Annotated in this window: 20 protein-coding genes; 13 read left to right on the forward strand and 7 right to left on the reverse strand. The window is 43.6% G+C overall.

Features of this window, described 5'->3' with window-relative positions; genetic code table 11:
• Positions 1 to 12 precede the first annotated feature (12 nt).
• The 4 genes from Q0081_RS01755 to Q0081_RS01770 all read left to right on the forward strand — a co-directional run bounded on the left by Q0081_RS01755 (position 13) and on the right by Q0081_RS01770 (position 8,051).
• Positions 13 to 4,599, forward strand: a complete 4,587-nt coding sequence (locus Q0081_RS01755; protein WP_298348571.1) for a chemotaxis protein CheB — start codon at positions 13 to 15, stop codon at positions 4,597 to 4,599.
• A gap of 164 nt (positions 4,600 to 4,763) precedes the next feature.
• On the forward strand, positions 4,764 to 5,750 hold the full coding sequence (locus Q0081_RS01760; RefSeq protein ID WP_298348573.1) for a tetratricopeptide repeat protein: 987 nt from the start codon (positions 4,764 to 4,766) through the stop codon (positions 5,748 to 5,750).
• Positions 5,751 to 5,968: 218 nt separating this feature from the next.
• Complete coding sequence (locus Q0081_RS01765; RefSeq protein WP_298348606.1) at positions 5,969 to 6,667, forward strand: sensor histidine kinase; 699 nt, start codon at positions 5,969 to 5,971, stop codon at positions 6,665 to 6,667.
• 145 nt (positions 6,668 to 6,812) lie between these two features.
• Entirely contained in the window at positions 6,813 to 8,051 is a 1,239-nt protein-coding gene (locus Q0081_RS01770) for a serine hydrolase domain-containing protein (RefSeq protein WP_298348575.1), read from the forward strand.
• Positions 8,052 to 8,138: 87 nt separating this feature from the next.
• On the opposite strand, the gene Q0081_RS01775 is transcribed toward Q0081_RS01770, so the two are convergent.
• The 3 genes from Q0081_RS01775 to Q0081_RS01785 all read right to left on the reverse strand — a co-directional run bounded on the left by Q0081_RS01775 (position 8,139) and on the right by Q0081_RS01785 (position 9,733).
• Positions 8,139 to 8,981, reverse strand: a complete 843-nt coding sequence (locus tag Q0081_RS01775) for an AAA family ATPase (RefSeq protein ID WP_409034037.1) — start codon at positions 8,979 to 8,981, stop codon at positions 8,139 to 8,141.
• Between the two features lie 177 nt (positions 8,982 to 9,158).
• Positions 9,159 to 9,482, reverse strand: a complete 324-nt coding sequence (locus Q0081_RS01780) for a type II toxin-antitoxin system PemK/MazF family toxin (protein WP_298348579.1) — start codon at positions 9,480 to 9,482, stop codon at positions 9,159 to 9,161.
• Positions 9,476 to 9,733 carry an AbrB/MazE/SpoVT family DNA-binding domain-containing protein gene (locus tag Q0081_RS01785; RefSeq protein ID WP_298348581.1) on the reverse strand — a complete coding sequence of 86 codons (258 nt, stop codon included), beginning with the start codon at positions 9,731 to 9,733 and terminating at the stop codon, positions 9,476 to 9,478. Before Q0081_RS01785 ends, Q0081_RS01780 begins: the two co-directional genes overlap by 7 nt.
• Before the next feature lie 141 nt (positions 9,734 to 9,874).
• Between Q0081_RS01785 and Q0081_RS01790 the strand changes: the two genes are divergently transcribed.
• On the forward strand, positions 9,875 to 10,540 hold the full coding sequence (locus tag Q0081_RS01790) for a DUF3267 domain-containing protein (protein WP_298348583.1): 666 nt from the start codon (positions 9,875 to 9,877) through the stop codon (positions 10,538 to 10,540).
• Positions 10,541 to 10,599: 59 nt separating this feature from the next.
• Positions 10,600 to 11,181 (forward strand): Uma2 family endonuclease, encoded by a 582-nt coding sequence (locus tag Q0081_RS01795; protein WP_298348584.1) that lies wholly within the window; start codon positions 10,600 to 10,602, stop codon positions 11,179 to 11,181.
• Here Q0081_RS01795 and Q0081_RS01800 read toward each other — a convergent pair.
• From Q0081_RS01800 to Q0081_RS01810, 3 genes are read right to left on the reverse strand one after another with little or no spacing between them, the layout of a single operon-like run.
• Positions 11,161 to 11,838 (reverse strand): polysaccharide deacetylase family protein, encoded by a 678-nt coding sequence (locus Q0081_RS01800; RefSeq protein WP_298348586.1) that lies wholly within the window; start codon positions 11,836 to 11,838, stop codon positions 11,161 to 11,163. The two genes, Q0081_RS01795 and Q0081_RS01800, sit on opposite strands and share 21 nt — an antisense overlap.
• A 43-nt stretch (positions 11,839 to 11,881) precedes the next feature.
• Positions 11,882 to 13,045: a glycosyltransferase gene (locus Q0081_RS01805; protein WP_298348588.1), complete on the reverse strand. Its 1,164-nt coding sequence runs from the start codon at positions 13,043 to 13,045 to the stop codon at positions 11,882 to 11,884.
• An 8-nt stretch (positions 13,046 to 13,053) separates the two neighbouring features.
• Positions 13,054 to 13,515, reverse strand: a complete 462-nt coding sequence (locus tag Q0081_RS01810; RefSeq protein WP_298348589.1) for an Lrp/AsnC family transcriptional regulator — start codon at positions 13,513 to 13,515, stop codon at positions 13,054 to 13,056.
• Positions 13,516 to 13,753: 238 nt separating this feature from the next.
• Between Q0081_RS01810 and Q0081_RS01815 the strand changes: the two genes are divergently transcribed.
• The 4 genes from Q0081_RS01815 (at position 13,754) to metH (ending at position 20,050) form a co-directional block, all read left to right on the forward strand.
• The gene (locus tag Q0081_RS01815) at positions 13,754 to 14,488 is read left to right on the forward strand and encodes an OmpA family protein (RefSeq protein WP_298348591.1); all 735 of its coding nucleotides are present in this window, start codon (positions 13,754 to 13,756) and stop codon (positions 14,486 to 14,488) included.
• A 102-nt stretch (positions 14,489 to 14,590) separates the two neighbouring features.
• Positions 14,591 to 15,229, forward strand: coding sequence for a porin family protein (locus Q0081_RS01820; RefSeq protein WP_298348592.1), 639 nt, complete (start codon positions 14,591 to 14,593; stop codon positions 15,227 to 15,229).
• Positions 15,230 to 15,477: 248 nt separating this feature from the next.
• Complete coding sequence (locus Q0081_RS01825; protein WP_298348594.1) at positions 15,478 to 16,185, forward strand: murein L,D-transpeptidase family protein; 708 nt, start codon at positions 15,478 to 15,480, stop codon at positions 16,183 to 16,185.
• 34 nt (positions 16,186 to 16,219) lie between these two features.
• Positions 16,220 to 20,050 carry a methionine synthase gene (gene metH, locus Q0081_RS01830; protein WP_298348596.1) on the forward strand — a complete coding sequence of 1,277 codons (3,831 nt, stop codon included), beginning with the start codon at positions 16,220 to 16,222 and terminating at the stop codon, positions 20,048 to 20,050.
• 84 nt (positions 20,051 to 20,134) lie between these two features.
• Here metH and Q0081_RS01835 read toward each other — a convergent pair whose 3' ends face one another.
• The gene (locus tag Q0081_RS01835) at positions 20,135 to 20,635 is read right to left on the reverse strand and encodes a pyridoxamine 5'-phosphate oxidase family protein (protein ID WP_298348598.1); all 501 of its coding nucleotides are present in this window, start codon (positions 20,633 to 20,635) and stop codon (positions 20,135 to 20,137) included.
• Between the two features lie 195 nt (positions 20,636 to 20,830).
• Between Q0081_RS01835 and dtd the strand changes: the two genes are divergently transcribed.
• The 3 genes from dtd to Q0081_RS01850 all read left to right on the forward strand — a co-directional run bounded on the left by dtd (position 20,831) and on the right by Q0081_RS01850 (position 23,426).
• Entirely contained in the window at positions 20,831 to 21,283 is a 453-nt protein-coding gene (dtd, locus tag Q0081_RS01840) for a D-aminoacyl-tRNA deacylase (protein WP_298348600.1), read from the forward strand.
• 159 nt (positions 21,284 to 21,442) lie between these two features.
• The gene (locus Q0081_RS31775) at positions 21,443 to 22,960 is read left to right on the forward strand and encodes a carboxypeptidase-like regulatory domain-containing protein (protein ID WP_336912767.1); all 1,518 of its coding nucleotides are present in this window, start codon (positions 21,443 to 21,445) and stop codon (positions 22,958 to 22,960) included.
• A 1-nt stretch (position 22,961) separates the two neighbouring features.
• The gene (locus Q0081_RS01850) at positions 22,962 to 23,426 is read left to right on the forward strand and encodes a TonB-dependent receptor domain-containing protein (RefSeq protein WP_409034036.1); all 465 of its coding nucleotides are present in this window, start codon (positions 22,962 to 22,964) and stop codon (positions 23,424 to 23,426) included.
• The last annotated feature ends 109 nt before the right edge of the window (positions 23,427 to 23,535 follow it).

Genomic DNA, 23,535 nt, shown 5'->3' on the forward strand with positions numbered 1-23,535 from the left:
CACCCCATTGCCATGAAAACCGATATAGGCAAGGCAGACACAGATAAACCGCTTATCAAATCTCCCAACCTGTTTCCAGTGGTGGGGATTGGGGCTTCGGCAGGCGGGCTGGATGCTTTTAAAAAACTGCTCAAAGCCATTCCCGAAAACTCTGGCATGGCGTATGTGCTGGTGCAGCACTTAGACCCCAACCACGAGAGTCTGCTGCCCGAACTTCTTCAAAAGGTTACTAAAGTGCCAGTATTGGAAATTACTGACGACATTAAAGTGAAGCCCGACCATATTTACATTCTCCCCAGCAATAAAATGTTGGTGGCAAATGATGGCGTTTTAGAACTTACCCCGCGCATTACAAAAAAAAATGAACTTAACCTGCCCATTGATCTTTTCTTTGCCTCGTTGGCCGAAATCCACCAAAGCCATGCGATTGGAGTGGTGCTGTCAGGCACCGGCAGCGATGGTACCAAGGGATTGAAAGCCATAAAAGATCATGGGGGCATCACCTTCGCGCAGGACGAAGCCTCGGCCGGTTATGATGCCATGCCCAATAGCGCGGTGCAGGCAAACGTGGTTGACTTTATCCTTTCGCCCGACCAGATTCCGCAAAAATTGTTGGAGATTATTCATGCCTTTGCCAAGAGTGATGCTGATCTGCAAAACCTACCGCAGCAGGAGGAAGAGGTATTTAAAAAAATTCTTACGTTGCTTCGCATCCGCAAAGGAACTGATTTTACCTATTACAAACAGACCACTATCCGCAGAAGAATACTGCGCAGAATGACCATTAACAAAAACGAGGAGTTGGGCGCCTATCTGCACTATTTAAGAGAGTATGTAACGGAACAGGACGTTTTATACCAAGATTTATTAATTCCGGTTACCTCTTTTTTCCGAGACCCTAAGGTTTTTGATTATTTATGCGAATCGGTTTTTCCCCACATTTTAAAAAACAAATCAATCGCTGCTCCTATTCGGGTATGGGTGGCAGGCTGCAGCACGGGGCAGGAAGCCTATTCCATTGCGATTTGCCTGAAAGAATTTTTAGCGGATAATGGCGGCGCAAAGGCAGAAACAATACAAATATTTGCCTCCGACTTGAGCGCACCGGCCATTGTAAAAGCCCGCACGGGCATTTATACCAAAACCGAATTGGAGGGGCTAACTCCTCAACGCCTGCGGCTATTTTTTACCAAAATCAATGACAGTTACCAGGTAAATAAACCGATACGGGAAATGTGTGTTTTTGCCGCCCACAATTTTTTAAAAGACCCGCCTTTCGGCAAAGTAGACTTTATAAGCTGTCGTAATGTGCTTATTTACATGGATTCTTACCTCCAAAAAAAGGCACTCACTACATTTCATTATGCCTTAAACCCCAATGGGTTTTTGTTGCTCGGCAAATCAGAAACCATCAGCAGTGTACCCGACCTTTTTGCTTCTGCCAACAAACACGATAAGTTATTCAGCCGCAAAGACATGCCCGGCAAGTTTATGCTTACCACAAGCAGGCGCAGCGAACAAACCTTACAGGATATAGATGCAAGTCCTACTAAAGAAAACCTGCGTACCGACTTTCAAAAAATGGCTGATGATATCATGCTCAGCAAATACACCCCTGCCGGTGTGGTGGTCAATGAGGCGATGGACATTGTGCATTTCAGGGGCAAAACCGGTAATTATTTAGAACAATTGCCCGGCAAGCCCACCCACAATTTATTACAAATGGCAAAGAGTGGTTTGGCTTTTGAACTGCGCAGCATTCTGCACAAAGCCAAAAAAGAGAAAATTACGATTATCAAAGAAAATATTCCCCTTGAAGTAAACGGCAGCCAGCGGAGCATAAACATTGAAGCATTTGCCTTGCCGGATACGATTGAGCCGCATTATTTCGTCATTTTTCATGATAATAATTTAATCAACAGCCAGTCATCAATCGTAAAAAAAAATAGCCGTACTGAGCGAAGTCGAACTACAAAGAAGGAAGATAAAGACCTTCTTATTCAACAATTAGAGAAGGAGATTGCGCAAAACCGGGAAGATATGCGCGCCATTACCGAAGACCAGGAGGCAGTGAACGAAGAACTGCAAAGCGCCAACGAAGAACTGCTGAGCGGCAGTGAGGAATTGCAGAGCCTGAACGAAGAACTGGAAAGCAGCAAGGAGGAACTGCAAAGCACCAATGAAGAGCTTACGGTGGTAAATCAGGAAATGAGAGGCTTAAACGAGCAGATATCTGAAGCCCGTAAGTACGCCGAAGCCATTATTGCCAACATCAGTACCCCCTTATTAGTGCTGGATAAAAACCTCCGGATAAAAACGGCCAACCGCGCCTTTTATAAAAAATTTCAGGTAGATGAACACGAAACCGAAGGCCGATTAATTTATCACATCGGCAACAGGCAATGGGATATTGAAGCCCTGCGCCTACTGCTTGAACAGATTTTACCAGAGCATTCGAAAATTTCAGCTTACGAAGTGCGCCATACCTTTCAATCCATTGGGGAGCGCATCATGCTTTTAGATGTGCATGAAATAAAAGAAGAAGACGATTCCGAAAAATTAATTCTGCTCTCTATTAATGATATTACCGAACAATCTATTGCCCGCAAAAAAGTGGAAGAGAGCCAGCATCGTTACCACAATATGATTTATACTTCGCCTTCGCTCATTGCTATTTTTAAAGGCGAAGACATGATAATTGAAATTGCCAACGATGCCATTATAGAAAGCTGGGGGAAGGGTAAAGATATAATTGGCAAATCGGTATTTGAAGTAATACCCGAAATGGTGGAGGAGGGTTTTGATAAAATGTTGCTGAGTGTCTATAAAACCGGTGAGCCGGTACGTGCTTACGAAATACCCATTACATTTGTACGCAATGGAAAGCCGGAGTTAATGCACTACACTTTTATTTACCAGGCCCAACGAGATGCCGATGGCGAAATAGACGGTGTAGCCGTTATTGCCAATGAGGTAACGCCACAGGTTTTAGCTAAGAAACAATTAGAAGAAAGCGAACAACGTTTTCGCAACCTTGCCGATGAAAGCCCCATTTTTGTATTTATTGTAGAACCAAATGCCGAAGCTACCATCAGTTATTGGAACAAAACTTGGTTAGATTATACCGGGCAAACTTTTGAAGAAGCTTTGGGTAGAGCCTGGGAGGGAATCATCCATCCCGATGATGTGCCGGGCGTGATGAATACCTATGTTCTCGCTTTTGAAAAACAGCAATCGTATTTTCTCCCGGGCATCAGAGTGAAGCGGCACGATGGCGTTTATAGGTGGCACATGGTAAAGAGCAATCCCCACTATTTACCTAATGGCGAATTTAACGGATACATAGGAGTGGGGGTTGATATTCATGATAAGCAACAGGCGGAAGATGCTTTGAAAGAAAGTGAATCCCATTTCCGATCGATGGCTGACCTCATGCCGGCAAAAATAAGCAATGCCAGTGTAGACGGCAATGTTACTTATTTTAGTAAACACTGGCTGGACTTTACTGGATTAGATTTTGAAGAATTAAAAGAATTGGGATACCACAAAATTATGCATCCTGATGAGTTGGAAGAATTTCACAAACGCCTTCAGAAAGCGGCAGAAACGGGAACTGATTTGGAGATGGAAATGCGGTTTTTGAATAAAGATGGTGATTACAAATGGCATTTAAACATTGCCTCGCCCGTGAAAGATGAAACCGGCCAATTTAAAATGTGGATCAGCGTTACCACTGATATTAGTGAGCAGATAAAAACCAGAGACAACAACTTAGAGGATTACGAAATACATTCAAAAGACCTGGAAGAAAAAGTAACCCTACGCACCCTTGAGCTGAGCGATGCCAACCAATTGCTCCTGCAAAAAAACGATGAACTTGGAAAGATGAACAAAGAACTGGAGTCGTTCAGCTACATCTCCAGCCACGATTTACAGGAACCGTTGCGCAAAATACAGGTCTTCGCCAAGCGAATACTCGAAAAAGAAGAGGCTGCTTTATCCGATAATGGCAAGGATTATTTTCACCGAATGCAAAGTGCGGCCAATCGAATGCAAACTCTCATTGACGATTTGTTGGCGTATTCACGGACCAACACGGCAGAGAGAAAATTTGAATACCTCCATCTGGCTAAAATCATTCAGGAGATCAAGGAAGAGCTCAAAGATGAGATACAGGAAAAACAGGCAATTCTGGAAGTGGGAAACCTGTATAAAATCCACATCATTCCTTTTCAATTCCGACAACTCATTCAAAATCTGGTCAGTAATGCCCTCAAATTCTCGGATGCCGAACGTCTGCCTCACATTCGTATACAAAGTAAAATGGGTAAAGGTAGCGAATTTGCCAACAGCAGGCTGTTACCCAAAAGTACGTATTGTCACATCTCTATCAGCGACAATGGAATTGGATTTGAACCCCAATACAGCGATCAAATCTTTCGGATTTTCCAACGCCTTCACGGCAAAGAAAAGTACGAAGGTACCGGAATAGGCTTGGCCATTGTCAAAAAAATTGTGGAAAACCACAATGGGGTTATCACCGCAACCGGCCAATTAAACCAAGGCGCTACCTTTGATATTTATCTCCCTCAGGACTGAAAAACGGTAGTCCGCCATTGCGGCATTTTTCAACCATTCACTAAATAATTTTTCAGCCATTTACTAAATAGTAGAGTAATTTTAAGCTACTCAACAGGTAGTTGTCTTGACAAAACGTAAATTTACTTTTAACTTTCGTTTGATCAAGAACCCGAAATTGCCTTATGAAAAACTGTTGCCTGTGTTTGGCTTTTGTTTTACTCACTCTTCCATTTACTCACGCCCAACGAACTGTACCCAAAAGTGAAGATTCATTGGCCGTTTTTCTCAAAACCCAACCCAAAGACACGCTGTACGTGTTGGCGATGCGTCCTTATGCGCTTATCCAAATTTACGAGAAAGCCGACTACAAAAAAGCCGATTCGCTGGCCAATGAAGTACGCACACTCTCTGAAAAGCTTAATTACGGGCACGGTATTTATTTCTGTTATCTTATCAAAGCCATCATTCACAATCAAAAAACGGAGGCTCGGTTATCGCTTACCAATTTCAGAAAGTGCTACGAAACCGTAAAAAAGTATAAACTCAGTAAATACCTCGAAGAAGCATCCCTCAATAATATCTCTGTCGCTTACGACCAATTAGGCAACAAAGACAGCACGCTGTTTTATGCAATTCAGGCGGCCGATGTTCAGGAAAAAGCCAATTTGCCAAAAATGGATTCTTCCCCTTATAATAGCATTGGCTCCATTTTGAAGGATTATAAAAAATACCCCGAAGCCCTTACGTATTACCAAAAGGGGCTTGCCATTGCTCAAAAAGCGAACGACTTTCAAAATATCGCAATCACCGAAAACAAAATTGGCAACCTATGTGACGATTGGGGTAAAACTGACGTTGCCATCACCCATTACAAGCGCGGGCTTGACTATGCCCATCAGGCAATCTATCCGCTGTTACAGACCGACTTATTGGTTAACCTTGGCCGAATGTATATTCAGAGAAAGCAATATACCCTTGCCGAACAGTATCTGAAAGAAAACGATAAGTTATGCCGACAGTTGGAATCGCCAACGGCCCTGTACACCTCTTGTGTGTCTTTGGGGAAACTTTACATGGAGCAAAAAAATACACTCTTGCCGAAAAATACTATCTGGAAGCCCTCCAACTTGCCAAAGAAACAGACAATATGGAAGATGTTGAAATCGTAAACAGGGCATTGGCGGCATTGTATAAATCGACCGATAACTTTAAAAAAGCATTTAGCTATCTGACCCAAGCCGAAATGGCTCATGACTCCATAACCACCTTAAATAACCACGAAAAAACGCAGGAATTGCTCACCAAATACGAAACCGAAAAGAAAGAGCAGCAAATCAAGCTGTTGGATCAGGAAAATCAAATTGCTAATTTTCAACGAAATGCCTTTATGGGGGGCGGATTGCTGATTTTTCTTTTGGCAGGTATTACCATTGTGTTTTTGGGAAATCGAAACAAGCTAAAAAACCTAGAAGAAAAGCAGAAATTGCGCAACAAAATTGCCGAAGACCTCCACGACGAAGTGGGCAGCACCCTGAGCAGTATTTCGATTTTGAGCAACATTGCCCAAAAGAACCTGCAACAAAATCAATGGGAGAAAACCGAAACCATTATCAACAAAATCAGCCGCGACAGCCGTACTACCCTTGATGCCATGGACGACATTATTTGGTCGGTCAACCCAGACAACGATTCGCTGCGGCTTGTCATTTTACGGCTCAAAGAATTTGCCAATCCCTTGTTGGAAGCCCAAGAGATAGAGTGCGTATTTAAGATTCCGACGGATACGGTTAATGTGGTCGTGGGGATGATTCCCCGACGAAATTTGTATCTGATTGCCAAAGAAGCCATCAACAACGCCGCCAAATACGCCCAAGCTTCTAAGGTAACGGTGGAGATTCAAAAACAGAATAACGAGCTGATTTTAAACGTAGAAGACAACGGAAAAGGCTTTGATACCGAAGCGCCTTCTTCGCGCAATGGCCTAAAAAACATGGAAAAACGCGCCAAAGAAATCGCGGGTACACTTACCATAAACTCAGTGATTGATAAGGGAACGGCAGTTCGATTGCAACTGCCACTTGCCTGATTTTCAACCGATTTTAAAAGCGTATAGCAACACCCTGGTATAACTACGCAGTGGCAAGTACGTAGTTTCCACATCGTATATTCCTACGATTGCGGGCAGTTTGAAGCGATACTACCTTTGTAGCATCAAATTAAACTTCCAAAAAATGAAAACGCTATTAAACTCTGCTCTTTTTCTTATCTTATTTATAGTAGCTACTTCGTGTGACAAAACGGTAGAAGTAGGCCCCAACAACGCTACCCTCAATACCGATGATTTGGTGAAAGCCATTGCCAAAAGATTGGATGGAAAATGCGTCGGTTATCAATTGGTGATTTCGGTAAAAGGCTCCCAAAAAAGCATTTATGCGTACGGCGATGCTCGTTTGGCGCAGGATGGAAACGCCCGTAAAATGAACGTTACCGACAAATTTAACTTGGCAAGTTGCAGCAAAACCATTACCGCTGCGGCTTTACTGCACGTACTCAATGCGCAGAAAAAAAGCGTGGATGATTTGATTCATCCCTATCTGCCTGCTCACTGGACGCTGAGTGCCGGGGTTAAAACCATCACATTCAAGCAATTGATGACCCACAGTTCGGGATTTTCGAACAAAAGTTACGGCTCAGATTACGCTAATTTGAAAAAACTGGTCGGTGAAAGTCTCAAAGACAGTTCTAAGCCCGAGGTATATAACAACGCTAATTATGCCCTGATGCGTTTTCTGATTGTTTCTCTGGCTGGTCATGCCATTACCCCAATGCCTGATAAAGTAACCACATTAGGAGCCCAAACCATTGAAGACACGCAAGCGCAGCAATATGCAGACAACTACATCAGTTATTGCCAACGCAATGTACTGGGTGTTTCGGGAAGTACGATGAGTTCTATCGTCTGTAAACCTACCGATGCAAGCCCCGCCCAATGTTATCAGTTTCCCGCCGACAATGGAAAAGGCACCGACTTTGGTGACATGACCCTCACCAACGCTGAACGGGGCTGGAACATGACATCTGTTCAAATGGCTGCTTTTTTCAGCACGCTGCATTACACCGAAAAAATCCTGCCCAAATCTTTGTCAGACATGATGAAATCTGACCGCGCTGGGTATGATATTAAGGGCCAAACGCCCACTGCGAAAGTCGGTTATTACGCTAAAAATGGCTTTTATCCTGGCAAGTTCGGTAACAAAGCCAACGACGGAGCTAATTTTGGTAAAATTTTCAACTCTGGTCAATTGGAATCCTGGTTTATCGGCTTTGACAATGATGTGCAAATCAGCTTCATTGCCAACTCTCAGGTCTTTGTTACTTCCGACAGCAAAACCCTACCCAACGGAGACTTAGCAGCCAATTCAATCATTGCGGCATTCGACGAATGGTACCAATCGGGGATAAAGAAATAAACTGCGTTTTTTAAACAAGCCTATACTAAAAAGAGCACACATCAAACTGTTTCGATGTGTACTCTTTTTGTTGAAATTTTTCAAAAATCAATACGGCTTGAACCCCTTTGCTCTCAATGCCTGATACAGATCATTGTCCTGTTCGTTTTTCAACAGCGAACCCATAAAAGGCGGCACTTCGGGAAGTAATTCGAGGTCTTTGAGGTCATCGGCGGAGACTTTGGCCCACAAAAGCAGTTTTATCCAATCAATCAACTCACTTGTCGAGGGCTTCTTTTTCAGGGCTTTTACGTCACGAACGGCAAAAAAAGCTTTCATGGCCCGTTCCAACAATTCTTTGTCCAAGTCAGGATAGTGTACCTGTACGATTTGCTGCATGGTTTCACGGTCCGGAAAACGAATAAAGTGAAAGAAACACCGCCGCAAAAACGCATCGGGCAACTCCTTTTCATTGTTGGACGTAATAATTACAATCGGGCGCTGCTTGGCAGCAATGGTACGGTTCAGTTCATAACAGTAAAACTCCATGCGATCGAGCTCCTGCAACAAATCGTTGGGAAACTCAATATCTGCTTTATCAATCTCGTCAATCAAAAGTACCACTTGCTCTTCCGATTCAAACGCCTCCCACAATTTCCCTTTTTTGATGTAGTTTTCTACTTCATATACGCGCTTATCGCCCAATTGCGAATCCCGCAACCGCGATACCGCATCGTACTCATACAGACCTTGGTGCGCATTGGTGGTGGATTTTACGTGCCACGTAATGAGCCGTTTACCGAGTGCCTTCGCCACTTCGTAGGCCAGCATGGTTTTACCCGTACCAGGCTCGCCTTTCAGTAACAGCGGTTTTTGTAAACTCACCGACGCATTGACCGCCACTGCCAACTCTCGCGTAGCCACGTATTTTTCAGTTCCTTGAAATTGCAGATTCATATTTTTAAATTATTGGGTTCAGACTGGAACACTGATTGTTATGATTATTATGATTTAATTCAAATCACATTTTAACATATAAAATCATCACTATGACGAGCCGAAATAATCAGATATCTATCTTTTCTTCGTTTAATTCAACTCATTTATTACCTGTTAAATTATTCCGTTTCAAAATGTAAATAAAGCCACTAACGTCTGACTAATTTGAAAGTTCGTCAACTCATCCAATTTCCCGACTCGTTTGAGTAAGCGGGATTTGTCAATGGCACGGGTTTGGTCAAGAGCCACCTGACCGTTTTGGCCCAAAAATTGGCAATTGACCCGTGTCGGATACGCTTTTTGCGTACTTGTCAGCGGTGCTATCATCACAGTATTCAGCATTTTATTGACAACATCGGGCGATACCACGACACAGGGCCGTGTTTTGGCAATTTCGCTCCCTTGTGTCGGGTCGAGCGATACCAGCCAAACTTCAAAGCGCTCAATTACCATTCCCAATCGGTGTTATCAAAGTCGTTGGCAATACCTTCCATTACATCATTTTCGGGCACTTCTTCGGCGGCTATCGCAGTTTGAAAAGCACCCTCCCACCCTTCTCGCGGATGCGATTTGTGAGGCATTAATACAATCGTATTTCCAACCACTTCCATTTCCACTTCCTTCTCAATTCCAACTTGCTCCAAAATGGTTTTGGGAATGATTACTCCACTCGAATTACCAATTTTGCGAATGACTTGTACCATTTTTTAGGATTGATTTGTTATAACAAACGTATAACATTATTTTAAGAAGTAAAAGCCCGGAAAGTAAAAACTACCTATAATTCACTGTTGCATTTCTAAACATTCGCCCCTATTCCTTAGTTTTGAACAAAAAAACTACCCATGAAACCTACCATTGAACAATTGCATACTTCTCCCAACTACGAACTCATTGAATCTTTCCACATTGATGAAATGGGGAAATTTTTGATGCGGGAATTGGGAATGAAACAACCCGAGAATTCGCCTAAAAAGTCTAAACTGACCCTAAACAGAATCATTTTTTTACTGATTTTTGCAGGAATAGGCGGGGCAGTAGGTTGGAGTATAGGGAAGTTTATTCCCAAATCGGAAGGCGGTTTTACTGTTCTTACCAGTCAATTCGGGTTGGCATTTCTTGCCTTTTTCGTGGTCCTGTTGCCTATTCACGAAGGGATTCATGCGGTCGTTTTTAAAGCATTGAGAGCCAAAAAAGTGGGGTTTGGATGGTCTACCAAAAGCATGATTGTCTATGCCTACGCTCAAAAATTCGTCATGACACTCCGTGAAAATTCATGGGTAGCCGCAATGCCTTTCATCGTTATCACGATTTCGTTGGTAATTTTGTGGTATTTGTTTCCGCAATGGCAGTTATTTTGGGGAACTTCCTTATTCCTGCATACTTCTGCCTGCATCGGAGATTTTATTCTGATTCAGTATTACCTAAAAAACAAAAACTACCTTATCTACACCTACGACGACATCGAAGGCGAGAAACGTTCTTATTTCTTCAAAGAAGTACGGCAATGAGGCAGTAGCACGGACAAAATTTCAGTAAAAGTGTTATTTTTGTCAAAAAACAAGCAAGGATGGAAGTAGTAGAAATGCACTACAAGCGCTTCAAATTCGACGATGACGAGTTTTACGCGTTTTGTCAGGAGAATGAGACATTGCGTTTTGAACGCGATGCTCAGGGAAATATATTTATTATGCCAAACACAGGAGGAAAGACGGGACGCCTTAATTCAAAATTAACTGCCCGATTTGAAATTTGGAACGAAAAAGCCCAATTAGGAGAAGTTTTTGATTCTTCTACCGCTTTCAAATTACCCAACAATGCCGTTCGTTCTCCTGACGTAGCTTGGATAAGCAATGAACGTTGGAATACACTCAGTGAAAAAGAGCAAACTCAATTCCCCCCTCTTTGTCCCGATTTTGTTCTTGAATTGGTATCTGCTACCGACGACCTGAAAGCTGCCAAATCCAAAATGCAGCAGGAATGGATCGCCAATGGTTGCCGATTGGCCTGGCTGATAGACCCGCACGGTCAAACGGTTCACATTTACCGCGAAAACGGCGAAATTCAGATTGTAATCGGCTTTGATAAAAAACTTTCGGGAGAAAACGTCTTAGAAGGCTTCGAGTTAGAGTTATCCCCACTGAAAATGTAGGTTTTCGAGTTTTTGATTGACCGGAACTTCCTGGGGCAAAGCTTCAAATCGATAACCCAAATTGGAGTAATGGTCCAATAGGTGCGGCAATACATAACTCATATTTCGCCACGCTTTGAGGCTGTCATGAAGCACAACGATGGAACCCGAACAGGTATGTTGCAGTGTTTTTTCGAGGCAACGCTCGGGTGAGAGGTATCTTTCAAAATCTCCCGTCAATACATCCCACATCACGATGTGGTAGTTTTTCAACAACGGCTTAGCCTGACTCAATTTGATACGGCCATAAGGAGGGCGAAAAAGATTGGTTTGGATAGGCAACACTTCACGGCATTGCGCTACGTTTTCCCAATACAGTTCATCTTCAGTGTTCCATCCTTTGAGGTGATTGAAAGTGTGATTCCCGATGCTATGGCCTTTTGCAATCAGCTTTGCAAAAATATCTGGGTGCTTTTGTACATTATCTCCGATGCAGAAAAACGTACCTTTCGCCCCAAAACTTTCTAATTTTTCCAGTACCCACTCGGTTACGTACGGAATCGGGCCATCATCAAAAGTAAGATAAATTACCTTTTCTTCGGTGGGAATATTCCACACAAAAGGAGCATAAAAGGCTTTTAACAAACGCGGTGATTTATGAACAAACAATGGGATCATAGCTGCGAACCATTAAAAATGCGTCAGTTGAGATTCTGTTTTTTCAACGTAGTCTTCTCCCTTTCCATTCATACCCTTTACGCTGAGCGGTCAATCCAAAAAACAACACATAAAGCGGATAAAAAAGTTGCACTAAAGGAATATAGACCACCAGTCTTTTTTTACCCAAAAATCTGATAATCAAACTTAAAAACAAAAATTCAGGCAAATATTTTATTAGTAGAATTGTATTAAAACCTATATTCATCCTATTTCCACTCACTGCTTTAATCAACACAATAAGAGTAATCAGATTCACCAGAAAGATAAAAACCGCCACCAACATCGTAGTCACTCGTTTGTTTACTGCCCACTTGCTTGCCCAACGAATCCTTTGCCGGTAAAACGCCTGCCAACTTTCCTGCGGTTTTGTACGAACGATGGCGTCTTTATGCTTTAAAAAACAGATATGATTTCCGTACCTCAGATGGATCTTTTGGAGCAAAAACTCATCGTCTCCCGAGGCAATGTGATCTACTCCCGCATAGCCACCCACTTCTTCAAAAGCAGTTCGTTCGTAGGCGAGATTGGCTCCGTTGCACATGGTAGGATGTCCCGCTTCGAGCAAACTTGCTCCTGCTCCTATCAAACTGGCAAACTCAATCGTTTGCAGCATGTTCCCTCCCCAAGTGGGGAGGGCCAGGACGGTCCGCCGCGCGGTGGGGCTATCCAAAAACGTAACGGGCCCGCTGATAAACTTGGCTCCCGTTTGGAGGTAGATTTGTACAATCGTTTCCAACCATCGCTCCCCTACTCGACAATCGCCGTCCGTAGTCACTATCAATTGTCCCGATGCCTTTTTTAAAGCTTCCGTAATGGCCTTTTTTTTGGGGGAACTGACGGGAACATCCGCTAACGAAATCAATTTTAAGTCAATCTGATTCAGTGCTTTATAGTGAATTACAATTTCAGCCGTTGAATCCGTTGAAGCATCGTCCACAATAATCACCTCAATGTGTTTTCCCGGCAATGACTGTTTTACCAAGTCATCTAACAGCACGCCGATGTTGGCGGCTTCGTTGCGAACAGGAATAATAACAGAAACTTTGAAATGCAAAGGCACGGGGACCGAAAGTGTTGGGCGGTTGGGAATACGAAGCCATTGCCAACACAGCCAAAAGCAGGCGAGAGCATACAGAGAAATAAAGAATCCAAAAGCATAAATCATACTTTGTGCTATACTTTCAGGGCGGTTTCGTGCTTAATTTCGCTCATTACAAAGATACTGTGTGTATTGCCGATACTATCCAATGCCCCCAATTTTTCCATCAGAAAACGCTGGTATTCAGGCATATCATTGACTACTACTTTAAGCATAAAATCATATTCGCCCGAAATGTTATAACATTCCATTACTTCTTCAAAAGTCATAACGGCCGAAACAAACTTTTCACCATTGGCGCGGCTGTGTTCTTTCAACGATACATTACAAAAAGCAATCAGGTTTCGACCTATTTTTTCTCGATTGACCAATGCCACGTATTTCTTGATTACTTCTTCCCGCTCCAGTTTGCGTACTCGCTCATACACCGGAGTGTACGATAAATTCAATTGAGTTGCCAACTCCTTGGTGGTCAATAGGGCATTTTGCTGTAGATAGCGTAAAATGCCTCGGTCTGTATTGTCTAATTTATACATAGTGGTAAAGCATATCAAGTAGAAACAATAAATAATTACTAACGAATACTACAATTATAGACATATAGTCTAACAATCAAAAGAATTATCCTTATTTTATCTACAAACGTCTCTACTAAAGGAATTGGTATTTTATCCTGACATTTCAGAAAAACCCCTCAAAGTGAGGAACATTTTCCCCAAAAACCCGTGAGGTATAGATTTTTTACTGTTAAAAGAAACCAATTTTCATACAACCATGAAAGTAAGAAGCATATTTTTAATCGCAGCCTATATCAGTGTTTTAACGGTTTCAACCATTGAAATGGCAGAAGCGCAGCAGTCAAGCAAGAAAAAAACGACTACTTCTAAAAAGGCTAAGCTAAAAAAATCACAGAAAGGCGCTTTGATTGGCGTAGGTGCAGGAGCAATCATTGGGGGGCTTATTGGTAAAAACAATAAAAATACCGCCATTGGGGCTATTATCAGCGCTACTGTCGGAGGAGCTACGGGAGCAATCATCGGTCAACACATGGACAAACAGGCCGAAAAACTTCGTGAAGATTTGGGTACCGTTGCCCGGGTTGAACGTGTTGGCGAAGGAGTAAAATTAACCTTTGACAATGCATTACTCTTTGACTTCGGTTCTTTTTTGCTCCGCACCGAAACGCAGGAAAGTCTCAAAAAGATGGCACAAACGCTTAATAATGACCCAAATACCCATTTATTGGTGGAAGGTCACACCGACAACGTGGGCTCAACAACTTTCAACCGGGAACTTTCGGACAAACGTGCCCAAGCTGTTTCCAACTTTTTAGTGTCTCAAGACGTAGCTACTACCCGTTTTAAAGTAGTTGGACAAGGCGAAGCAAGCCCTGTATCCAGCAATAATACGGAAACGGGTCGTCAGCAAAACCGACGGGTTGAGATTGCACTTTACGCCAGTGAAGAAATGAAAAAAGCCGCCCAAAACGGTGCCATCAGCCTTAAATAATATCTTGTAGAATTGACTTGTGAAGCTGATTATCAGCTTCACAAGTCAATTAAAATACTTCCTTTCTAATTCACACTAATTATTAATCAAAACAGTAAAACCATGAAAATCAAACCATTTGCATACACATTTGCTATCGCAGCAGGACTGCTTTGTTCAGTTCAATTTGTCCAAGCCCAAACAGAAGTAAGGGGGCGCACAGGTATCCGTGGTGGTTTCAATGCCTCCAATCTTTACGTCAAAGATGTGACCGATCGCAATCCGCGTTATGGGTTTCACGCGGGTCTTTTTACCCAAATACCCATCATTAAAGGATTTTTGTATCTGCAACCTGAAATAAACTATACTACCAAAGGAGTAACGGCCCGCTACAACATTCTGAATACATTCAGCGGCGAGAATTCATTTAAGTTGGATTATATCGAAGTACCGGTACTTGCTACCATTAAATTGGGCAATTTTGTGGACCTTCACGGCGGTGTGTACGGAGGTTTTCTGACAAATGCTTCTGTGGAAAGTAAGGGAGATGCCGGATTCGGTTCCACTACCCTCGACCGAGACAATTATAACAACTTCGACTATGGTCTTGCCGCCGGTTTAAGCATCTATTTCGGTCATTTTATGTTGGGAACACGCTACAACTATGGCTTACGTCCCGTTGCAAATACCACTGCCGCTAAACTATTTTTGGGCGATTCCAAAAACTCTGCCGCTCAGGTTTCCCTTGGCATAACGTTCTAAAAATAGATAGCTTTTGCCGAAACCCCTGTTCGATTCCAATTCGAGCAGGGGTTTTTCGTGTAGACAAAATATCTATTTACTAAAATTTTACAAAGCCGTAAACCAAAGAAGTTAAACAAAAAAAACGCTTCCCCCAACAAATTATCTGATTTTTACAAACAATTGCCAATAATCATCTACAACGATATATAATCCAGTCTATTTGTCTTAATTTTGTACGTTTCAAAGAAGTTCAGCAATCCGTTTCGATGACCAAAAGCGTACAGATACTGTTAATAAGCCTTATGAGTTGGGGAGCCATGGCACAACAAACCATTCCAAGCAGTTTTCGTTCTCGCAGGGTCGTTAAAAAGCAGAGTGTTATTCTGAAAGAAGAGTTTGAACAAAAAAAGTTAACCTGGGGCAGTCCGGTTTATCTCCGAATTTTTAAGGATAAGAGCACGCTGGAAGTCTGGGTAGAAACAGGCAATGCATATACACGCTTTAAAGAGTACCCAATCTGTTATTTTTCGGGCAACTTAGGCCCAAAGATGAAAGAAGGCGACCGTCAGGCTCCCGAAGGATTTTACGAGGTAACACCGGCCCAATTGAATCCAAAAAGCGATTACCATTTGTCTTTTAATCTGGGCTATCCAAATGCTTACGACCTTGCTCATAATTACACAGGCAGTGCGCTGATGGTTCACGGAAATTGCGTTTCGGTCGGTTGCTACGCCATGACGGATGAACGCATTGAGGAAATTTACACACTCGTGCAAACGGCCTTTCAACACGGTCAAAAAGTAGTGTCCGTCCATGCGTTTCCTTTTGAAATGACGGAACAAAATCTGGCTACCTACATTGACCGGCCTGAATATGATTTTTGGGAGAATTTAAGAGAAGGATACGCTTTGTTCGTAAAAAACGCCCTTCCACCCCGCGTGAACGTGAAAGATAAAAAGTATGTTTTTGAGTGAAACTGCTCCAAAAGAGCAAAATATAGTTCGTACAATGCAAAACACTGACATCCAAGAAATTCTCAAATCCCGTATCCTCGTGCTTGACGGCGCGATGGGTTCGATGATTCAACGTTATAATCTGACCGACGCTGATTATCGCGGGGAGCGGTTCAAAGATTTTCCGCATGAAGTAAAGGGCAACAACGACTTACTGTCGCTGACGCGTCCTGACGTGATTCGGGAAATCCACGAAGCCTATCTCGAATCAGGTGCCGATATCATTGAAACCAACACCTTCAGCGGTACGTCCATCGCCATGGCCGATTACCACATGGAAGATTTGGTGTATGAACTCAATTTCGAATCAGCTCGTTTGGCACGCGAAGCATGCGATAAATACACGGCCCTGAATCCTGATAAACCCCGCTTCGTAGCCGGTTCCATCGGGCCCACCAACCGTACTCTTTCGCTTTCGCCCGACGTAAACGACCCAGGCTATCGTGCCGTAACATTCGACGAGTTGGTTGAAGCCTACACCGAGCAGGTGCGTGGTTTGGTGGATGGCGGTGCGGATGTACTTTTGATAGAAACGATTTTTGACACCCTCAATGCCAAAGCCGCGTTGTTTGCCGTTGATTTATATTTCAAAAACGCAGGAAAGGCCCCGTTGCAGGTCATGATTTCGGGTACCATTACGGATGCCTCAGGTCGTACGCTTTCCGGACAAACCACCGAAGCCTTCCTGACTTCCATTTCGCACATCCCTTTGCTTTCAGTAGGGTTGAACTGTGCGTTGGGAGCCGATTTAATGCGTCCTTACGTACAGACATTGGCCCAAAAAGCTCCGTTCATGACGTCGGCGCACCCCAATGCGGGCTTGCCTAACGAAATGGGCGAATACGATCAAAGCCCCAAAGAAATGGCGGAAATTGTAGAAGGATTTTTGAAAGATAATTTTCTTAATATCATCGGAGGTTGTTGCGGAACCACACCTGCCCACATCAAGGCGATTGCCGAGGTCACATCCAACTACTCGCCACGTATCGTTCCCGAAGCCGACCATATTCAGAAATTATCCGGTTTAGAGCCGTTTAACATTACTGAAAACATCAATTTTGTCAACGTTGGCGAACGTTGTAATGTCACGGGTTCTAAAAAATTCGCCCGTTTGATTCGCGAAGGAAATTATGACGCGGCCCTTGCTATCGCGCGTGAACAGGTTGAAAACGGTGCCCAAATCATCGACATCAACTTGGACGAAGGGATGATTGACGGTGTTCAGGCCATGAATAAATTCTGTAATCTGCTCATGGCCGAGCCTGATATTGCCCGCGTTCCTTTCATGGTGGATTCGTCGAAGTGGGAAGTGATTGAATCGGGTTTGAAATGTTTGCAGGGCAAAGCCATTGTGAACTCCATTTCGTTGAAAGAAGGAGAAGAAAAATTCATTGAATCTGCCCAAAAAGTAAAACGCTACGGCGCGGCAGTAGTCGTGATGGCGTTTGACGAACAGGGACAGGCCGATAACTACGAACGCCGCATTCAGATTTGCGAACGGGCGTATTGGATCTTGGTCAACAAAGTTGGATTTGCCCCCCAAGACATTGTTTTCGACCCCAATATCCTGACCGTTGGGACAGGAATTGAAGAGCATAACAACTACGCGGTGGACTTTATCAATGCCACGCGCTGGATCAAAGAACACTTGCCGTACGCCAAAGTAAGTGGTGGTGTGTCCAATGTATCGTTTTCGTTTCGGGGCAATGAACCAGTACGGGAGGCGATTCACACCGTATTTTTATACTACGCCATCAAAGCGGGTATGGATATGGGTATCGTAAACGCCGGTCAATTAGGCGTGTACGACGACCTGCCTAAAGATTTGTTGGAACATTGCGAAGACCTGATTCTGAACCGCCGCCCGGATGCTGCCGAACGCATGGTGACTTTTGCCGAAACGTTCAAATCAAAAGGCAAAGAAATCGTGGTGGACAACGCATGGCGTGAGCAATCTGTTTCAAAAAGATTAGAGCACGCCCTCATTAAAGGTTTGACCGAATTCATTGATGAAGACGTGGAAGAAGCTCGTCAGGGCGTTGAAAAACCGTTGCACGTCATCGAAGGACCGCTCATGGATGGCATGAATGTGGTGGGCGATTTGTTTGGTGAAGGAAAAATGTTTTTGCCCCAAGTCGTAAAATCGGCGAGGGTAATGAAAAAAGCCGTTGCCTATCTCCTCCCCTATATTGAAGAGGAAAAATTAGCCTTTCCGTCGGAAACGGAGGTTTCTACTTCCAAAATATTATTGGCTACGGTAAAAGGTGACGTACACGACATCGGCAAAAATATCGTCGGTGTGGTATTAGGTTGTAACAATTACGAAATCATTGACCTCGGCGTCATGGTGCCGACCGACAAGATTTTGGCCGCCGCCAAGGAACACAACGTGGACATCATCGGACTTTCAGGTTTGATTACCCCTTCGCTGGATGAAATGGTGGGTGTAGCCAAAGAAATGGAACGCCAAGGATTCAAAGTACCGTTGTTGATTGGCGGGGCTACCACTTCGCGTATTCACACCGCCGTGAAAATTGACCCGCACTATTCAGGGCCAGTGATTCACGTCTTGGATGCCAGTCGTGCGGTGCCCGTAGCAGGGAAATTGACCCAAAACGAAACTACTTTTGCCGATACATTGGCCGATATTAAGAAAGAATACGCCAAACTGCGCGAAGACCACGCCAAACGTCAGCAGATAAAAGAAGCACTGAACATCGAAGCCGCTCGTGCCAACAAAACCAAAATTGACTGGACGTCGTTTCAACCCACGAAACCTAAATTCTTGGGAAACAAATACTTCTACGACTATCCGCTCGAAGAAATCGCAAAATTTATTGACTGGACGCCTTTCTTCCAAACGTGGCAATTGCACGGCAAATACCCTGCTATTTTCAATGACAAAGTCGTAGGCCAGGAAGCTAAAAAATTGTATGACGACGCTAACGCGATGTTGGCTAACATCATCAAAAATAAATCGTTGAAAGCCAATGCAGTCATTGGTTTTTATCCTGCCAATTCAGTCGGCGATGACATCGTTTTGCACGATTTTGAAGAAGTGGAAGTAGGTTTTGCAGGACAGGGACAACAGAAACGTACGGAATACCGAGTTACAAACCCAGAGACACAACATACCGTAGAGACGCAAGATTTTCGGTCCGCCGTTGCGGCGTCTCTACAACCAACGCAAACCGTATTGCATCACCTGCGTCAGCAAAACCAAAAGGCGGCCAATTTGCCTAATTTGTGTTTGTCGGATTACATCATGCCACTTAACTCCCTCCCTTCAGGGGAGGGTCGGGGCGGGGTTTCGGACTACATCGGGGCATTTGCCGTAACGGCAGGTACCGGAATTGAAGCCTTATTGGAGAAATACGAAGCCGACCACGACGATTACAACAGCATTCTGCTCAAAGCAATTGCTGACCGTTTGGCCGAAGCCTTTACCGAACTCATGCACGAACGCGTTCGCAAAGAGTTTTGGGGATATGTGAAAGACGAAACGCTTTCCAATGAAGAATTGATTGCTGAAAAATACCAGGGCATTCGCCCGGCACCAGGCTACCCCGCCTGTCCGGAACATACCGAAAAACGTACCTTGTTTGATTTGTTAGATGCGGAATTTCGTATAGGCATTCACCTTACGGAGAGTTTTGCCATGTATCCCGCAAGTTCAGTAAGCGGGTGGTATTTTGCACATCCGGATTCGCGGTATTTTGCCCTCGGCAAAATCGCCAAAGACCAAGTGGAAGACTACGCCGCCCGCAAAGGGATGACAGTCGTAGAAGCTGAAAAATGGTTGTCGCCCGTGTTGAATTATGATTAATTAAAACGGCAACGAGGTTTAGAAAGACACAACGTCGGCGAGGTTTAAAACCTCGCCGACGTTAATCGCCGACGTTAATTGATTTTACAGCTTGATTTTCCCGTACTCCCCTTCATCGTATTCTTCGCCGGTCACCAATGCTTTTGCCATGTTGAACAAAACTACCATTTTGCTCGACGAACTGTCCCAATATTCGATGGAATGAGGCGCAATTTTAATCAATACCAATTCGGGATCGTCTTTCCCTTCCGGAAACCATACTTTTACGAACGGATTCCATAATTCATCTATTTTTTTGCGGTCAGTGACAATTTTTGCGGTACCCATGGCGCACAGGTACGTATTATCATAAGGCTCAGAGTAACAGACACATACATTGGAATCGTCTTCTATATCGTCAATTTTCTGCGAAGATTCCCGAGAAAAGAACCAAATAGCTCCGTCTTTATCCACATCAGAAGTCCCCATTGGACGGCTGTGAATTTGTCCGTTGGCAGTATGAGTGCACAACATCGCAACGCGAATGTCCTTCACCATTTCTTTAAAATCGTCCTTTGTTTTCGTCGTTTCTTTTACCTTTTCCATGATTTTTGTGTTTACACAGTGGCACATTTACCATAGTCAGTAAAAGAAGTATGCCAATTCATTCATAGTTGCCTTTGGTTGAAAACCGGCTAAATTTGGGAAATACGTTCCACCATAAAGTCCAATGTAAATGACATTTAGTAGCTTTGCCAACTTCATTTTTCATTTATTTCCTCAAACCAAAAATTACAGTTCATGATTGCCGTTATCCAGCGCGTTTCCGAAGCTTCCGTTACGATTGAAGGCCAAATAAAAGGGAAAATTGGTTTAGGTTTTTTGATTCTGTTGGGCATTACCCACACTGATACACTCGAAGACTTAGAATGGTTGGCCCGAAAAATTGTAGGAATGCGAATATTTGGAGATGCCGAAGGAAAGATGAACCTTGACCTGAAAGCTGTCAGCGGCAACATTCTACTTATCAGCCAATTTACCCTTCATGCCAATACCAAAAAGGGAAATCGACCTTCATTTATCGAAGCGGCCCGCCCCGAAGTGGCTATTCCTTTGTACGAAAAAATGATTCAACAACTCTCTCAAGAGCTCGGACAGCCCATTCAAACGGGCGAATTTGGAGCCGATATGAAAGTAGCACTCCTCAACGACGGCCCGGTTACGATTGTGATAGATTCCAAAAATCGGATGTAAGTTTGAATGTCTAAAAACCACTTAATGGGTATTAAAAATCTCTACAAATACCCCTTCAATTTCTACACATCTATCTGTATATCTACACTTCCTTAAAATCTTGCAATGCTTGTTTTGTTCAGGACGTACTGTTGATTGAAAACCAATCAAACATGCGTAATGAACAAAATACTACCCATTATTCTCGCAGCCTGTTTTTGGGCTTTTAGCCAATCCGCTTGGGCTCAAAATCAACCCAAAAATGGGGAAATCATCATTAAAGATGCGTTTTATGACAACAAACGACTTGATGTCATTCTGCAAGACCTTCAAAAAAAGTACGGTTTTGCGTTTGAATACGACTCGGAAGCCTTAAAAAGGCTGAGTGTTTCTTTCTGGTTTGTCAATACAAAGATTACGGAAGGACTCAAAAAACTGATCAAACAGGAAAAACTTGATTTGAAATTTTACGTCAATGCCGTTGGTGCCATTGTATTTATTCCAAAAACACAGTTTGTGAGTGAAAAAGACATTGGCTTTACTAAATCGGAAGCGCAACCTACCAAAACCAATTTTACGCTTTCGGGGAAATTGACAGACGGCAAAACGGGCGAAAGCCTACCCTTTGCAGGGATCAGTTTTCGGAAAGCCAACAAATTGATGGGTGCGCAAACCAACGTGGATGGACTCTTTACGCTGATGAATGTTCCGTCTGATACCAGTACGTTGTTTATCAGCTACGTAGGCTACCAATCTAAGTATTATTACTTAAAGCCTGGTATATCTGTCACCGATTTGGCCATAACCCTTGAGCCCGAATCCCTGTCTTTGGAAGAAATGACGATTTCGGCCAACAAAACCGAAGTTTTGAAAGCCAACGAAGTGGTTGGGATGATAAAAATGACGCCCAAAAATATCGCTAAACTTCCCAACGTAGGCGAACGAGACCCTTTTCGGGCGTTTCAATTGATGCCCGGCGTGAGTGCCTCCAATGAATCCTCTTCGGGTTTATACGTACGGGGAGGTACTCCTGACCAAACCCTGGTACTTTATGACGGCTTCACGGTCTATCACGTAGATCACTTGTTTGGGTTTTTCTCGGCCTTCAACTATAACGCAATTAAAGATATTCAGCTTTATAAAGGCGGATTTGATGCCAAATTTGGGGGGAGAATCTCGGCCGTAGCCGAAATTACCGGCAAAGAGGGTAATAAGAAAGAAGTGAACGCTGGGGCAGACGTCAATATGTTGAGCGCCAATGCCTACTTTGAAGCTCCTTTGAACAAGAAAACAACGTTTCTTTTTGCAGGAAGGCGCTCGTGGAAAGGACCATTATACAAAAAAATATTCAACCGTTTTTCGAAAGAGGATACCCAAACCTCGGGAGGCTTTCCTGGGGGAGGCGGTGGTAGTCCCTTTGGGGCTTTCGCCCAAAATCAAACGGCCAACTCTTACTTCTACGACCTGAATTCCAAACTCACGTTTCGGCCCAATAAACAAGGACGTCTTTTCACTGAGTTTTTACAATGGTACCGACGACATGGACAACTCTACCAGTTCCAGCTTCGGAGGCGGCAGTCCTTTTGGGGGTTCGTCAGGTGGCGGAGATTTTGGGGGACTCAACAGCAACACGAGCGACGTATCTCGTTGGGGAAATTTAGGAAGCAGCTTCAAATGGTCGCGCAAATGGACCGATAAATTGTACAGCAACAGCCTGTTGAGTTATTCCAACTATTACAGCAATCGCGACAATAGCCGCAACATAAGCATTACGCGAGACAGCCAAACAACCAATATTAAAATAGGGCAAATTGAAGATAATAACCTGACCGATCTGACGGCAAAAATGGATTTTGAATACAAACTAACCCCTCATCATCAGCTTGATTTTGGCCTTCAGTACACCCTAAACCGCATTGAGTATTCGTACAGTCAAAACGACACCATTAAAGTCCTGGACCGGGACGACAGGGGAAGCACCTTAACAGCTTACGTACAAGACCAAATCAACTTATTGGATGGTAAAATCCAACTCAAACCGGGTCTGAGACTCACCCACTTTGACGTGACCAATAAAAACTACCTTGAGCCCCGGTTCTCGGCCAATTATCAACTCAATGACCGAATCAAGTTAAAAGCCGCCACGAGTATTTATACTAAATAAGAATTAAGGTGTCGTATATTTGCGAAATGGACTATGTATCAAAAATAAAGGAAGACGTTGAAATTCTTTTGGAGTCGGAAAAAAAGTGTAGCATGGCCTTGTTGCGCGA

It is taken from the genome of Runella sp., assembly GCF_027484545.1.
GTDB lineage: Bacteria > Bacteroidota > Bacteroidia > Cytophagales > Spirosomataceae > Runella.